Origin of the sequence: Salmonella sp. 32082101201600294FB01SM01 (assembly GCF_017572865.1) — a bacterium.
GTDB classification, from domain to species: Bacteria; Pseudomonadota; Gammaproteobacteria; order Enterobacterales; family Enterobacteriaceae; genus Salmonella; species Salmonella enterica.
Genome location: NZ_JAGESB010000001.1, coordinates 1,214,619 through 1,228,788 on the forward strand (window position 1 = coordinate 1,214,619; position 14,170 = coordinate 1,228,788).

Annotated in this window: 16 protein-coding genes; 7 read left to right on the forward strand and 9 right to left on the reverse strand. The window is 50.5% G+C overall.

Going from position 1 to position 14,170, the window contains the following annotated elements:
• The first annotated feature begins 30 nt into the window (after positions 1–30).
• Positions 31–933: an O-acetylserine/cysteine exporter gene (eamA, locus tag J4645_RS05920; protein WP_000987753.1), complete on the forward strand. Its 903-nt coding sequence runs from the start codon at positions 31–33 to the stop codon at positions 931–933.
• A 118-nt stretch (positions 934–1,051) separates the two neighbouring features.
• Here eamA and marB read toward each other — a convergent pair whose 3' ends face one another.
• The 3 genes from marB to marR are packed head-to-tail and all read right to left on the reverse strand — an operon-like array spanning position 1,052 to position 2,133.
• The gene (marB, locus tag J4645_RS05925) at positions 1,052–1,267 is read right to left on the reverse strand and encodes a multiple antibiotic resistance protein MarB (protein WP_000783049.1); all 216 of its coding nucleotides are present in this window, start codon (positions 1,265–1,267) and stop codon (positions 1,052–1,054) included.
• Positions 1,268–1,295: 28 nt separating this feature from the next.
• Positions 1,296–1,679: an MDR efflux pump AcrAB transcriptional activator MarA gene (gene marA / locus J4645_RS05930; RefSeq protein WP_000091194.1), complete on the reverse strand. Its 384-nt coding sequence runs from the start codon at positions 1,677–1,679 to the stop codon at positions 1,296–1,298.
• Between the two features lie 19 nt (positions 1,680–1,698).
• A complete protein-coding gene (marR, locus tag J4645_RS05935) occupies positions 1,699–2,133 on the reverse strand; it encodes a multiple antibiotic resistance transcriptional regulator MarR (RefSeq protein ID WP_000843434.1) in 435 nt (144 codons plus the stop codon).
• A gap of 258 nt (positions 2,134–2,391) precedes the next feature.
• Here marR and J4645_RS05940 point away from each other — a divergent pair, with 258 nt between their 5' ends.
• Complete coding sequence (locus J4645_RS05940; RefSeq protein WP_000968968.1) at positions 2,392–3,057, forward strand: MarC family NAAT transporter; 666 nt, start codon at positions 2,392–2,394, stop codon at positions 3,055–3,057.
• 46 nt (positions 3,058–3,103) lie between these two features.
• On the opposite strand, the gene J4645_RS05945 is transcribed toward J4645_RS05940, so the two are convergent.
• Positions 3,104–4,294 carry a sugar transporter gene (locus J4645_RS05945; RefSeq protein ID WP_000154613.1) on the reverse strand — a complete coding sequence of 397 codons (1,191 nt, stop codon included), beginning with the start codon at positions 4,292–4,294 and terminating at the stop codon, positions 3,104–3,106.
• Between the two features lie 115 nt (positions 4,295–4,409).
• Positions 4,410–5,282, reverse strand: a complete 873-nt coding sequence (locus tag J4645_RS05950) for a LysR family transcriptional regulator (RefSeq protein WP_000366539.1) — start codon at positions 5,280–5,282, stop codon at positions 4,410–4,412.
• A 102-nt stretch (positions 5,283–5,384) separates the two neighbouring features.
• Between J4645_RS05950 and sad the strand changes: the two genes are divergently transcribed.
• From sad to J4645_RS05970, 4 genes are all read left to right on the forward strand, one after another.
• Entirely contained in the window at positions 5,385–6,773 is a 1,389-nt protein-coding gene (gene sad, locus J4645_RS05955) for a succinate-semialdehyde dehydrogenase (protein ID WP_001522569.1), read from the forward strand.
• 72 nt (positions 6,774–6,845) lie between these two features.
• Entirely contained in the window at positions 6,846–7,772 is a 927-nt protein-coding gene (gene glsB / locus J4645_RS05960; RefSeq protein WP_000090081.1) for a glutaminase B, read from the forward strand.
• Positions 7,772–8,131, forward strand: coding sequence for a DUF4186 domain-containing protein (locus J4645_RS05965; protein WP_000992447.1), 360 nt, complete (start codon positions 7,772–7,774; stop codon positions 8,129–8,131). The genes glsB and J4645_RS05965 overlap by 1 nt, the downstream gene beginning before the upstream one ends.
• Before the next feature lie 256 nt (positions 8,132–8,387).
• Entirely contained in the window at positions 8,388–9,302 is a 915-nt protein-coding gene (locus J4645_RS05970; protein ID WP_001562768.1) for a bestrophin family protein, read from the forward strand.
• Positions 9,303–9,357: 55 nt separating this feature from the next.
• Here J4645_RS05970 and J4645_RS05975 read toward each other — a convergent pair whose 3' ends face one another.
• Positions 9,358–9,900: a nuclear transport factor 2 family protein gene (locus J4645_RS05975; protein WP_000513120.1), complete on the reverse strand. Its 543-nt coding sequence runs from the start codon at positions 9,898–9,900 to the stop codon at positions 9,358–9,360.
• A gap of 716 nt (positions 9,901–10,616) precedes the next feature.
• On the opposite strand from J4645_RS05975, the gene ompC reads away from it, so the two are divergent.
• Positions 10,617–11,735, forward strand: coding sequence for a porin OmpC (gene ompC / locus J4645_RS05980; protein ID WP_000758339.1), 1,119 nt, complete (start codon positions 10,617–10,619; stop codon positions 11,733–11,735).
• Positions 11,736–11,875: 140 nt separating this feature from the next.
• Here the strand turns inward: ompC and hypA are convergent, their stop codons facing one another.
• The 3 genes from hypA to J4645_RS05995 are packed head-to-tail and all read right to left on the reverse strand — an operon-like array spanning position 11,876 to position 14,166.
• Positions 11,876–12,217, reverse strand: a complete 342-nt coding sequence (gene hypA, locus J4645_RS05985) for a hydrogenase maturation nickel metallochaperone HypA (protein WP_000544772.1) — start codon at positions 12,215–12,217, stop codon at positions 11,876–11,878.
• Positions 12,218–12,229: 12 nt separating this feature from the next.
• The gene (locus tag J4645_RS05990; RefSeq protein ID WP_001189405.1) at positions 12,230–13,117 is read right to left on the reverse strand and encodes an ATP/GTP-binding protein; all 888 of its coding nucleotides are present in this window, start codon (positions 13,115–13,117) and stop codon (positions 12,230–12,232) included.
• Positions 13,105–14,166, reverse strand: a complete 1,062-nt coding sequence (locus J4645_RS05995) for a hydrogenase expression/formation C-terminal domain-containing protein (protein ID WP_001016748.1) — start codon at positions 14,164–14,166, stop codon at positions 13,105–13,107. The genes J4645_RS05990 and J4645_RS05995 overlap by 13 nt, the downstream gene beginning before the upstream one ends.
• Positions 14,167–14,170 lie beyond the last annotated feature (4 nt).

Below are 14,170 nucleotides of genomic sequence, written 5' to 3' on the forward strand. Positions count from 1 at the left end.
TTTACAAAATTTTAATAATGACAGGGGCCGATGATGTCGCGTAAAGACGGTTTTTTGGCGTTACTGGTGGTTGTCGTATGGGGGCTCAATTTTGTTGTCATCAAAGTAGGCCTGCACCATATGCCGCCATTATTGCTGGCAGGATTACGATTTTTACTGGTGGCGTTTCCGGCAATTTTCTTTGTCGCCCGGCCTAAAGTCCCGCTTACGCTGTTGCTGGGCTATGGGCTGACGATAAGCTTTGGGCAGTTCGCCTTTCTCTTTTGCGCGATAAAGTTTGGTATGCCCGCAGGACTGGCGTCGTTGGTATTACAGGCGCAGGCCTTTTTTACCATGGCATTGGGGGCGTTTGTTTTTAGCGAGCGGTTACAACGTAAGCAGTTGGCGGGGATCGCCCTGGCGATCATAGGTGTACTGGTATTGATTGAAGCCAGTCTCAACGGACAGCATATAGCGATGTCGGGATTTATGCTGACTCTGGCGGCGGCATTTAGCTGGGCCTGCGGCAATATCTTTAATAAAAAAATTATGCAACATAGTCCGCGCCCGGCGGTGATGTCGCTGGTGGTCTGGAGCGCGCTGATCCCGATCCTGCCGTTCCTGCTGTCATCGCTGCTACTGGAGGGGGCGGATCACATTACGCAAAGCCTTATTACCATCGATATGACGACGATATTGTCGCTGCTTTATCTGGCTTTTGTCGCCACTATACTTGGCTACGGCATCTGGGGCACGTTACTGGGGCGCTATGAGACCTGGCGCGTGGCGCCGTTATCATTGCTGGTGCCGGTAGTCGGGCTGGCGAGCGCTGCGGTGTTACTCGGGGAAACGTTGACCGGGATGCAGCTTGCGGGCGCAGTACTGATTATGGCTGGACTCTATATCAATGTGTTTGGATTTCGTGTGCGCCGTACTGCGCGCGTCAGGGGATGAGGCATTATGTTACTAAGAAGACAAACGCTAATTTCAGACCATACCGCGAGGTGATAGCGGCGGACTTGTCATCGCCAGACGGTACTAAAAAAATGCCCCGCAAAACGGGGCAAAGAGGTTAAAGGTGTTGGTCGTTATAATAGGGCACGCCTAATTCATCTGACTTATCGCTGTTCACGCTCACGGGGTGAAGGTCATTTGGCGGATCGCCCACACAGGGCAGCAGCATCACATCGCGGCTATTTTGCGCCACAGGTAACAAAGTTTGTTCTGCAATGCCATATCCGGAGGCGATAAGTAACAGACCCGGCAGGGCGGGAAACAGCATTTTCATGGTGCTCTTCGCGTGGCGCATAAACAAACTAGTAGTTGCCATGGTTCAGCGGCAGCATATACCGTGATTCGCCATGCATATTGGTGATCCGGTATTTGTGTGGCGGCACATCAAAATAGTTTTTGAACGTCCGGGTCAATGTTTGCTGTGACTCAAAGCCATAGCGTTCCGCCAGATAGAGAATGGGCTCGTTGCTCTCTTTTAATTTTTGCGCGATTTCCGTCATTTTACGGCTGCGAATGTATTGGCCTAATGAATGACCGGTCTCTTTTTTAAACATCCGTTGCAGGTGCCATTTGGAATATCCTGAACGCTCAGACACTTTTTCCAGTGAGAGCGGCGACTCCAGGTTATCCTCGATCCAGTCCAAAATGCTATGAATAGTAATAGCGTCAGTGTTGCGTCTGGACATCGTCATACCTCTTTTTTGTCTACGGCAGAATTTTCTTGAGCAAATACTCAAGCGTTGCCACTTCGTCCGCCGTTAAGTTTTTTGTTAATTCCTGATGCAGGTCTTGCCCTGGTCGTTGATGACATTGCTCACAAATTGCCGCGCCGTCCGGCGTTAGCTTCACCAGTACGCCGCGTTTGTCATTAGGATTCGGCAGTCTTTCGATCCAGCCTTTGCACAGCAGGCGATCGAGCATCCGCGTCAATGCGCCGAGATCGACAGACAGCACTTTTTTAAGTTCAACCGGGGTAATACATCCCGCGCAGCGTATCGAGCACAGCACTTTAAACTGTGTTGCGGTGATATCCAGCGGGGATAAATAGTTATTTAACAGGCGATCTTTTTTTTGATTTACCATGTAGATCAAGCGACCCAGCGGAATGATTTCATTGAACAGATCACTGGTGCTTTTCAAAATGGTTGCCCCGGCAAGTAATTAATTTCGTCAGATACTATTGCCTAGGCAAGTATAAGTCAACTAAATGAATTGACCGATGCCACGATTTGCTAAAAGGCGTCCGGAGTATTGTGTTGTGATAACTTGTAACTAATTGATAATTACAGGTTATATGTTGTAGAGGATATTAATTTGCACACTGGCGAAATGGCGCGCCTGGGCAATTTCACTTTATACTTCCGGTTCATGAAACGCTGATGGGTAAGAGATAGTATTATGATGGATTTGTTTAAAGCGATTGGATTGGGGCTGGTCGTACTGCTCCCGTTAGCCAATCCGCTAACCACCGTGGCGCTGTTTCTTGGCCTTGCGGGCAATATGAATAGTGCGGAACGCAACCGGCAGTCCTATATGGCTTCGGTTTATGTCTTCGCTATTATGATGGTGGCGTACTATGCCGGGCAGTTAGTCATGAACACCTTCGGTATTTCGATTCCAGGGCTACGGATCGCCGGGGGGTTAATCGTGGCGTTTATCGGCTTCAGAATGCTTTTCCCGCAGCAGAAGGCGCATGAGTCGCCGGAAGCGAAAAGCAAATCGGAGGAGCTGGCAGACGAACCGACGGCCAATATTGCGTTTGTTCCACTGGCTATGCCAAGCACCGCAGGACCGGGGACCATCGCAATGATCATCAGTTCCGCTTCCACGGTGCGTCATGGCGGCGAGTTTCCCGACTGGGTCATTATGGTCGCGCCGCCGATTATTTTTCTTGCCGTGGCGGTGATCCTGTGGGGATGCTTACGCAGTTCTGGCGCTATTATGCGGCTGGTGGGGAAAGGGGGGATTGAAGCGATCTCCCGCTTAATGGGATTCCTGCTGGTGTGTATGGGCGTGCAATTTATTATCAACGGCGTGTTGGAAATTATTAAAACGTACCACTAAGGCGCATTTTCGTCTGCCGGAAACCTGTTCCCGGCAGACGAATGTCTTAATGCGGTTGTTCTTCCAGCGTCACTGGCCATTTGCGGAATATGAGCACAGCCCATACCAGCGCGGCACAGGCGGGTATAGCGCCAATATAGCCGATGGCCGACATTGACCAGTGCAAACTCACCTGATTGCCTACCAGCGCGCCAGCGCCAATACCAATATTAAAGATGCCTGAAAATAGCGCCATTGCGACATCGGTCGCGTCCGGGGCCAGCGCCAGTACTTTCACCTGCATACCGAGCCCTATCACCATAATCGCGATGCCCCAGAAAATGCTCAGTATGGCCAGATGCGCTTCGCTATTCGCCGCAGGCAGCAGCAGAAGCAGACAGATAACCAGCAGGGCAATAGCGATACTGACGAGCGACGAGGCATGGCGATTACCCAGTTTACCAAACACAAGGCTGCCGATGATCCCGGCGCCGCCGAGGATCAGTAACAGAACGGTAGCAAAATTCGCACTGAGCCCGGCGACATTCTGAACGAACGGTTCAATATAGCTATAAGCGGTGTAATGCGCAGTCACCACAACGACGGTCAGTACATAGAGGCTCATCAGCGCCGGGCGCCGGAATAGCAAAGGTAAACTTTTTAGTGAGCCGGAATGCTCGCTCGGCAATTTCGGTAGAAGCTTAATCAGACATAGCAGCGTAATTAATGCGCCCATGCCGATGGCAAAAAAGGTGGTGCGCCAGCCAAAATACTGACCAACAACGCGACCTATCGGCAGCCCAAGCACCATGGCCAACGCGGTGCCGGTCGCTATCAGACTTAATGCCTGAGCGCGTTTCCCGGCAGGGGCCAGGCGGATCGCCAGCGAGGCGGTTATCGACCAGAAAATAGCGTGGGCGAAAGCGATGCCAATACGGCTAATGACCAGCACGGTAAAGTTCCATGCCAGAAAGGAGAGCACATGGCTGGCAATAAACAAAACAAACAGACAAATGAGTAGCTTACGGCGCTCCATTTGACTGGTAAGAAGCATAAAAGGCAGCGACATGACGGCAACTACCCAGGCGTAAATGGTTAGCATGATGCCGACCTGCGCGGTTTGCATATGAAAGCTTTCAGCAATGTCTGATAGCAAACCAACCGGCACAAATTCTGTGGTATTGAAAATAAAAGCGGCAATAGCAAGCGTAACTACCCGTAGCCACGCGACCTTGCGGGAAACTGGATTGATTGTCATAAAAATATTTCGGGTTAGTTGCGAGAAGGTGAGGCCGCGATCTTAAAACGTTTACTGGCGAAAAGACAATCATTTTGTGACCTGCTTCTCATTTACTTCGCAGGCCGTTTCGTCTTCAGTCGACGCTCGCCAGTTGGGCGTTAAGTAACTCGATAAAGGCCTCAAGCTGGCGCGTCATCGCCCCGCGCCGCCACATTAGCCATGTGTTAAGCCAGCGCCACTTCTCCGCCAACGGCCAGGCTTCCACCTGATGATGTCCTGGCATACTGTTGAGCATACTTGCTGGCATCAGCGCAATACCTGCGCCGGCAATTACGCACGCCAACATTCCATGATATGACTCCATTTCGTGAATCGTACCGGGGGTCGCGCCATCGGCATGAAACCAGCTTTCGAAATGCCGTCGGTAAGAACAGTTGGCGCGAAAAGCATAGATGTTATAACCATTCACCTCGCTGGCCCGCGAAACGACGGAATGGCCGTGTGGCGCGACGATCATCATCTCTTCCTGGTAAGCCGGTATACCTTCCAGCCCCGGATGCATTAGCGGGCCATCAATAAAGGCGGCGTTCAGCTTTCCCTCGAGCACGCCATCCAGCATGGCGCCGGAAGGACCGGTCGTTAACGCGAACTGAATTTTAGGGTAACGCTGGTTATAACCCGCCAGCAGCGCGGGGATACGTACGGCGGCAGTACTTTCTAACGCGCCGAGTGAAAACAGTCCTTGCGGTTCCTCTCCGGCAACCACCATGCGGGCTTCATCGACCAGCGCCAGGATCTGCTGGCTGTAGCGTAAAAAGTTATGCCCGGCTGGTGACAGCCTGAGTCGCTGGTTTTCGCGAATAAACAGAGAAACGCCCAGGTCGGCTTCAAGCTGACGGATACGCGTGGTCAGGTTGGACGGAACGCGGTGTACTTTTGCCGCCGCCTGCGTAATGCTGCCCGTCAGAGCGACAGCGTTAAACATTTCCAGTTGCGTCAGGTCCATGGTTTTCTCAATTCGTGAATAGTCTGGTTAATATTATTCATTTTTCAGAAACGGTAAAGGGCGTCATGATGGTACAACTCCCCTGATAACGAGAGAAAGAACATGACCATGATGACTGCAACACAGGCGTTATCCGTGAATCCTGCGACCGGCCAGACGCTGGCGGCAATGCCCTGGGCTAACGCGCAAGAGATTGAACATGCGCTGAGTCTGGCGGCGAGCGGTTTCAAAAAGTGGAAATTGACATCGGTAGCGCAACGGGCGCAAACATTACGCGATATTGGTCAGGCGCTTCGCGCTCATGCAGAAGAGATGGCGCAATGTATTACGCGTGAAATGGGTAAACCCATAAAGCAGGCGCGTGCGGAAGTGACGAAATCCGCCGCGTTATGCGACTGGTATGCGGAACATGGCCCGGCAATGCTGAATCCTGAGCCTACGCTGGTAGAAAATCAGCAGGCGGTGATTGAATACCGTCCGCTGGGCGTCATTCTGGCGATAATGCCGTGGAATTTTCCTTTATGGCAGGTGTTACGCGGGGCAGTGCCGATACTGTTGGCGGGGAATAGCTACTTGTTAAAACATGCGCCCAATGTCACGGGTTGCGCGCAGATGATAGCCCGAATCTTGACGGAAGCCGGTACTCCTGCTGGCGTCTATGGATGGGTGAACGCCAATAATGAGGGCGTGAGTCAGATGATTAACGATCCGCGAATCGCGGCGGTGACGGTGACCGGTAGCGTGCGCGCCGGCGCGGCGATTGGCGCTCAGGCTGGGGCGGCGCTGAAAAAGTGCGTACTGGAACTGGGTGGCTCGGATCCGTTTATTGTACTCAATGATGCCGATCTCGAACTGGCGGTAAAAGCCGCGGTTGCAGGACGCTATCAAAACACCGGACAAGTCTGCGCCGCCGCCAAACGTTTTATTGTCGAAGAGGGCATTGCGCAGGCGTTTACCGATCGTTTTGTGGCGGCTGCCGCAGCATTAAAGATGGGTGATCCTCTGGTTGAAGAGAATGACCTGGGGCCGATGGCGCGCTTTGATCTGCGTGATGAACTCCATCAACAGGTGCAGGCTTCCGTCGCCGAAGGTGCACGGCTACTGTTGGGCGGCGAGAAAATCGCCGGGGAGGGCAACTATTATGCCGCGACCGTTCTGGCGGATGTCACACCTGACATGACGGCATTTCGTCAGGAACTTTTTGGGCCTGTTGCCGCCATTACCGTTGCAAAAGATGCGGCGCACGCCCTCGCGCTGGCGAATGACAGTGAGTTTGGCCTGTCGGCGACGATCTTTACCGCCGACGATACGCTGGCCGCGGAGATGGCGGCGCGTCTTGAGTGCGGCGGGGTATTCATTAATGGGTACAGCGCCAGCGATGCGCGTGTGGCATTCGGCGGGGTGAAGAAAAGCGGCTTCGGTCGTGAGCTTTCGCACTTTGGTTTACACGAATTTTGTAATGTGCAGACCGTCTGGAAGAACCGCGTCTAATCGCCCTGACGTCGCGTGGCGCCCTCTGCTATACTCGCAGGCCTTTTCAGACCTGCGAGCAAGGAGCATGTTGTGGCCAGGGCCATGGATAATGCAATTTTAGAGACGATTTTACAGCGCGTTCGCCCCCTCATTGGCCAGGGCAAAGTCGCTGACTATATTCCGGCATTAGCGTCCGTCGAGGGTTCAAAGCTGGGGATAGCGATTTGTACCGTGGACGGGCAGCATTATCAGGCGGGCGATGCGCACGAACGCTTCTCTATTCAGTCTATTTCGAAAGTGCTTAGTCTGGTGGTGGCGATGCGTCATTATCCGGAAGAGGAGATCTGGCAGCGCGTCGGAAAAGATCCTTCCGGCTCGCCGTTCAATTCGTTGGTTCAGTTAGAGATGGAACAAGGCATCCCGCGTAATCCATTTATTAATGCGGGCGCGCTGGTGGTATGCGACATGTTGCAAGGCCGGCTTAGCGCGCCGCGTCAGCGGATGCTGGAAGTTGTGCGCGCGCTTTGCGGCGTATCGGATATTACGTATGACGCTACGGTCGCGCGCTCTGAATTTGAGCATTCCGCCCGTAACGCCGCAATTGCCTGGCTGATGAAATCATTCGGTAATTTTCATCATGATGTGCCTACCGTGTTGCAAAATTACTTCCACTACTGTGCGTTGAAAATGAGCTGCATGGAACTGGCGAGGACGTTTGTCTTTCTGGCGAATCAGGGCGAGGCGTTTCATCTCGACGAGCCGGTAGTTACCCCCATGCAGGCCCGGCAGATTAATGCGCTAATGGCGACCAGCGGTATGTATCAGAATGCCGGAGAGTTTGCCTGGCGGGTGGGATTGCCCGCTAAGTCCGGCGTGGGCGGCGGTATTGTCGCCATTGTGCCGCATGAAATGGCGATTGCCGTCTGGAGTCCGGAGCTGGATCCTGCGGGAAACTCTCTGGCAGGTATCGCCGCGCTTGAACAATTAACACAAACGTTAGGACGTTCGGTATACTGATGAATGCGCTTGAACCGCTCTTTGCCCGCCTGGCGCGATCGACATTTCGTTCGCGTTTTCGTCTCGGGATAAAAGAAAGACAATATTGCTGGGATAAAGGCGCGGAGGTAATTGATAAACACGCCGCCGATTTCATCGCCCAGCGACTGGCGCCAGCTCACCCGGCGAATGATGGTAAGCAAACGCCGATGCGGGGCCATCCGGTATTTATCGCGCAACATGCGACGGCAACCTGCTGTCGCGGGTGCCTGGCGAAGTGGCACCAGATACCTCAGGGAGAACCGCTGAGCGAAGCGCAGCAACAGTATATTGTCAACGTTATCCATTACTGGCTGGTCATACAAATGAATCAGCGGTAGGGCAGTGCGTCGTTGCTGACGCTTTCCCCGATAAAACACCCTATACCACTGATAGCAGCCGTTGACCGTCATATATCTCATGTGCTGAAATGTCTTTTTAGTTACAACATACATTTGGTTGTTTTTTTTTCAACGCCTATCAGCACTGTGCAAAAAAATGTTCTACAGGGCAGGGAACCCGTGTATCGCCAGAAGCTTGCAACCTTGATCTGGATCACGTTTAATGACAGTGCTTTTTCACCTGCTGAAGATAATCATGATCGTTAGACCACAACAGCACTGGATTCGCCTGATATTTGTCTGGCATGGTTCCGTGTTATCTAAAATCTTTTCACGACTACTCCTTAACTTTCTTCTTTCTATCGCCGTTATTATCATGCTGCCCTGGTACACAATGCTGGGTATTAAGTTTACCCTTGCGCCGTTTAGCATACTGGGCGTCGCTATCGCCATTTTTCTGGGGTTTCGCAATAATGCCTGTTATGCGCGTTACGTCGAAGCCCGACATTTGTGGGGACAGTTGATGATCGCTTCACGCTCAATACTGCGAGAGGTGAAAACAACCTTGCCTGATGAACGCGGTATCGAGGATTTTGTTCGGTTACAAATCGCTTTTGCCCACTGTTTGCGTATGACATTGCGTCGACAGCCTCAAACGCAAGTTCTGGGAAACTATCTTGACCAGGAGGCGTTACAGAAAGTTGTCGCTTCCCATTCCCCCGCTAACCGTATCTTATTGCTGATGGGAGAGTGGCTGGCGATTCGCCGCCGCAGCGGAAAGCTTTCCGATATTTTATTTCATAGCCTCAACAACCGCTTAAATGATATGTCGTCAGTATTGGCCGGCTGTGAGCGCATCGCCAATACGCCGGTGCCTTTTGCCTATACGTTAATTTTGCATCGTACAGTTTATCTTTTCTGCATTATGTTGCCATTTGCACTGGTGGTTGATCTGCACTATATGACGCCGTTTATTTCGGTGCTTATTTCTTATACGTTTATCGCGCTGGATGCGTTGGCGGAAGAGTTGGAAGATCCGTTCGGTACTGAAAATAATGATTTACCGCTGGATGCGATATGCAATGCGATAGAAATCGATTTACTGCAAATGAATGATGAAAGGGATATTCCGGCAAAACGGATACCGGATAAGCACTATCAACTGACCTGAGATCGTCTTAACTGGCGCAGAATGTTCATCTGCGCCATAACCTGAAGAGCAAAGCTTAATAGCCTTCTCCAACGCCGGTTTTAGCTGGACCGGAGTAGTGGACATGAACGATTCGCCATCCTGTGTTTGGTATCTTCGCCCACACCTGGCTTTCGCGGCCTGCCGTGTGTTGAGTCTGCCCATTATCACGGCGTACCGCGGTAAAATGCCAGTCGAACTCTGCAACGGCGGCATTGCCATACACATGAATAGCAGGGGGAGCGTCCAGTTTTAATGTGCGTTTGCTGAAGGTTTTACCCATAGTGGTGCCATAAAAATTTTCAGCGATCTGCGACCATCCGCGTTCGTGACCGCGTGGATGAATAAAACTGGTTTCCGGTGAAACATAAAAGAGCTGCTTGCCTAACGTTGGGTCTGCCTTATCTATTGAATAAAGGTAGCGGTTAATACCTTCTGTAATTTCTTGTTTAACGGTCGACGTAGCTTCATTTTGTGCGGCGGTTGGCGTTGCCGCTGATGCCGATGACGCCATCAGAGTTAACGTTATTGCGGCGGCCGAAAACAATAGTGACGTTTTTTGCATAATAGTTATACCCATATGGTCTGTTTTTGAGACGCTTTATCTTTCCTGTTACGTTCACCTTTATACTAAAGGAGCATGGCTCACGAACAATAAAAAACATCCTTCTATAAAATTACCCCGAAAAGGGAGTAGTGCAATTAAGAATATCGTATTTTTTTGTAACGGCATGACTCAAAATATCAACATTTAGAGTTTCAGTATTGTTGTTGTCCCTTGATTTGTTTTTGTATTTATTACCGCTGGTAAATAGTTAATCTTATGAATAGTGATACAAAAATGACCGTTTGCGCTATGTGATAATTAACCATAGTAAAAATACACGAAGCGAAGAAGTGCTATTTCAGTAGTACTGATATTTTCATAACGCTAATTTAAAAATAAATGTAAACGTAACAAATTATACACAAAAATAAGAAGGGCTGTGGCCTCAACTGACTTGATTATGATTCCGTCTTACCGAATGTCAGCCTGGTGTTCAGTGCCGTTCTCGCCCTGGCATCCCCGACCGTAAGCCAGTTCTCTACTGGTAACCTCTTTGTTATTACAGCAGAAAACAGGGCATATCATTGATGTAGCCATGCTTAACTTGCATTTTAACATCACTAATACATAGCAAGCTAATATTACACTTTGAAACTTAACGCACGGTAATTGTTAGTGATATTGTCCTGGACAGTTCCGCGAGCAGGCTTTGCGGAAAGTCCAAAAATAAGACAAATAAGGCATATAAAATGAAAAAAGTAGTGGTGTTATCTGCGGTAGCCGCAGCCGTAATGATGGCTGGAGCCGCCAATGCAGCAGAAATCTATAACAAGGATGGCAATAAACTGGATTTGTATGGCAAGGTCGACGGCCTGCATTATTTTTCCAGTAATCATAGTACGGATGGCGATCAATCTTATATCCGTATGGGTATTAAAGGCGAGACTCAAATTACCGATCAACTAACCGGTTTTGGACAGTGGGAGTATCAGGTCAACGCCAATCGTCCGGAAGATGGTGACTCCAGCGGTTCCCCGCAAAGCTGGACGCGTCTCGGTTTTGCTGGTTTAGCATTTGCCGATATGGGGTCTGTTGATTATGGTCGTAACTATGGCGTGTTATACGACATTGGTTCATGGACTGACGTACTGCCTGAATTTGGTAATGATTCGTATGAAGCTTCCGATAATTTTATGACCGGACGCGCGAATGGCGTTCTGACTTATCGCAATAATGATTTCTTTGGTCTGGTTGATGGTCTGAATATTGCGTTGCAGTATCAGGGTAAAAATGACGGCCTGTCGAAAGAAGGTGATCCTTTAAGTAATAATGCCAGAAAAAGTATCGCGTACCAGAATGGCGATGGTTTCGGGGCATCAGCGACATATGATTTGGGCATGGGGGTGAGCCTGGGGGCAGCCTATACCAGTTCCAAACGCACGCTTGATCAGATGACGCAAGATAAATACGACAATGGTAACCGCGCTGAAGCCTGGACTGGCGGCGTGAAGTATGATGCCAATAATATTTACCTGGCGGCAAACTATACCCGTACTTATGATATGACCTATATGGGCGATACATTGGGCGGCTTTGCACATAAAACCGATAACTGGGAAATGGTAGGGCAATATCAATTTGATAATGGCTTACGCCCATCACTGGCGTTCCTGCAATCCAGAGCCAATGATGTTGATGGACTGGGTTCGTTCGACCTTGTGAAATATATTGATGTGGGTTCCTACTACTACTTCAATAAAAATATGTCCGCGTATGTTGACTACAAAATCAATCTGCTAAAAGATGGCAACCCATCGAATCCTAATACAGACAACACCGTGGCGCTCGGCTTAGTCTACGAGTTTTGATAAAACTTGCTGATTAAGACAGTTTAGGGATACCCTCCTTTTCCCAAAACTGTGTCACTGCTTAACCTTTATTATTGTTAATTTATTCTTTTATTATTTCAGGACGCTTCTGGCGTCCTTTTTTATTGACTATTCGTTGGCTATTCGACTTCGATCTCGCGAATGCGCATTCTGCTACTGTCATCTATCTGCACTTTACCTGAATGACAAAAGGGGCAACAGAGTGTGGACGTTTGAGAGGTGAAGGGTTGATTACAGGACAGACACCAACCTTGCGCCGGTGCGATAGTAATGTGGAAACGCGCATTGTCAGCAAGGGTATGACGAGCGGCGACGTCCAGGCCAAAATGCAGCGCCGGCACCTCAACACAGGCCATAACGCCAATCTCCAGCCAGACTTGCTTTACCTTGCTGAACTGGTGATTTACTGCCTGCTCCTCCAGCAATTCGATAATATTTTGCGCCAGGGCTAATTCATGCATGGGCCAGCTCCTTCATTCAACAATATTTACGGCGACACAAGGATCAATTACCTGTAACTGTTGCGACCACAATGAGAGTGGAATAGTGGCCAGTTCGCGAGCAATGACGCCGTCAGATTGGGCGTGACGTGTGGTAGGCGAGATAATACGGTAATCAAGAATATTGCCTGACGTCGTCAGTCTGGCCTGATGAACTAACCATCCTCGCGCGGTTTCCACTACTGCGATTTTCCAATCGCCATCATCAAAACGATTCCAGCGCAGGGTAGGAAGGGCGCTCAAACTTCGGGCGAGCGTAATGCAGCGGGCCAGCAGACGTAGCGCAGTCGTTTTACCGCTAAGACAACAGGCTGACAGCAGCGGATATTCGATAGCCAGAGGCGAGACATCCAGGGGACCATGGGTTATTAACGTATGGTCCGGGGACGACGCCATCGGTAGTGTAGGTGTAATGATATTCTGTACTGCCGCCAGCCAGCGGGCGGTTTCAGAACGCTCTTGCAAAAACCAGGCTTCCCAGCCCTTTACGCCAGCGGCAAGCCAGGTCTGAGGATCATCGTCAAAAAAGATTGTGCTTGCCAGCGGGGATAACTCTCCGCGACGTAACAACGCCCATTCTTCAGCGGTTGCCTGTCGGTGGCTAAACAGGGGGAGCCAGTCGGTCAACGCGCGACGGAGCGTTTCTCGCGCCAGCTCCTGTTGTGCGGCCTGCATATCTGGCTTCTCTTCAGGAAACAACAGTAAAGCCGCCGCTACGCTGTGTGCCTGAGCGCACAACGTAAACAAACGTGAAATAAGCGTTTTTGCGTATACCGGTGTTGCGCCCTGTAACAAACGACCGATCGGCGCCTCCTGCCAGATAATCCGTAGCGGGTGAGAATAGACGGTCAATCTTTGCACGAATTATTACCTTCATCGATCACCATAAACCCGGACTTACTGGTTTCGCAAACCGGACAGCACCAGTAATCAGGTAACTGGCTGAAGGGCACGCCGGGTGGAATTTGCCATACGTCATCGCCCAGCGCAGGGTCGTAAACCCACCAACATACTTTGCACTCCATGCGCACCACTGGCTCATTTTCTGTGACCGGGTATTCTTTCAACCATTCCAACGTATTTTTTAGCCCCGCGTAGGCATCTTCGATATCGTCGATGCCTGCAACGGCGATATCAGGAATGTCCGCTATCTCAATCATATCTTGCAGTAATGTATTCATATCATTGAAATAATTTACCCGCCATACGCCGGGAAAATGCGTACTTACAATCCGGCATTTACCATATCCGCGTGAAAAAATAGCGCTACAACCTTCGCCTAAAAAATGATCCAGATACTCGCGATCGGCATCGTTTACTGGCAACAGCGTTAAGTTAATGATATGCGGCTCTTTTACCGGCTGTTTTACGCGCTCGGCTATTTCATGCGCGATAAAGGCGCCATTCATCAGTCCCGCCGGTTGTGGCGGCAATTCTGGCGTAATCGTCGGCTGCGGATGCGTCTGCCAGATGCTCTCCGGGATCGGGCCAATGATAATTTCATCGGCAACCCGTTGCTGGTCAGCGTTATATTCACGCACACGCCAGACACCCGTAAAAACCGTCTCCTGAATACGCTGTTCTTTTCCATCGGATAATAGTACCCGGGCGGAGATTTCACCTTCGCCGAGCAGTTGATCCAACAAACCGCTATTCTGTTGCTCAGTGGCATTCAGCTTATAGCTCAGGGGAAATGGGAGCGTTGCCACCGGGTTATCCATATCGCGAATAAGCGTAGTCAGGATGTGTCTGGCAACACGAAGCTCAGCGGGCAACGCCTGTTCCGGTAAAACCGGCGTCAGTGGGAGATTAATGCCGGCGGGGATAGGAAGAAAGTTAAAGTCTTCCTCTTCTGGCTGCGAGCCTGGTCCGGCAATATTAACGACTGGAATAGTTCTGGAATGATTCACGTGT

Excerpts from the sequence above, each read along its gene's own strand:
- J4645_RS05945 (WP_000154613.1), bottom strand. The coding sequence starts at position 4,294 with ATGACAATCAATCCAGTTTCCCGCAAGGTCGCGTGGCTACGGGTAGTT.
- J4645_RS05940 (WP_000968968.1), top strand. The coding sequence starts at position 2,392 with ATGATGGATTTGTTTAAAGCGATTGGATTGGGGCTGGTCGTACTGCTC.
- J4645_RS05950 (WP_000366539.1), bottom strand. The coding sequence starts at position 5,282 with ATGGACCTGACGCAACTGGAAATGTTTAACGCTGTCGCTCTGACGGGC.
- hypA (WP_000544772.1), bottom strand. The coding sequence starts at position 12,217 with ATGCATGAATTAGCCCTGGCGCAAAATATTATCGAATTGCTGGAGGAG.
- J4645_RS05970 (WP_001562768.1), top strand. The coding sequence starts at position 8,388 with ATGATCGTTAGACCACAACAGCACTGGATTCGCCTGATATTTGTCTGG.
- marB (WP_000783049.1), bottom strand. The coding sequence starts at position 1,267 with ATGAAAATGCTGTTTCCCGCCCTGCCGGGTCTGTTACTTATCGCCTCC.
- eamA (WP_000987753.1), top strand. The coding sequence starts at position 31 with ATGATGTCGCGTAAAGACGGTTTTTTGGCGTTACTGGTGGTTGTCGTA.
- sad (WP_001522569.1), top strand. The coding sequence starts at position 5,385 with ATGACCATGATGACTGCAACACAGGCGTTATCCGTGAATCCTGCGACC.
- ompC (WP_000758339.1), top strand. The coding sequence starts at position 10,617 with ATGAAAAAAGTAGTGGTGTTATCTGCGGTAGCCGCAGCCGTAATGATG.
- J4645_RS05965 (WP_000992447.1), top strand. The coding sequence starts at position 7,772 with ATGAATGCGCTTGAACCGCTCTTTGCCCGCCTGGCGCGATCGACATTT.
- marA (WP_000091194.1), bottom strand. The coding sequence starts at position 1,679 with ATGTCCAGACGCAACACTGACGCTATTACTATTCATAGCATTTTGGAC.
- J4645_RS05975 (WP_000513120.1), bottom strand. The coding sequence starts at position 9,900 with ATGGGTATAACTATTATGCAAAAAACGTCACTATTGTTTTCGGCCGCC.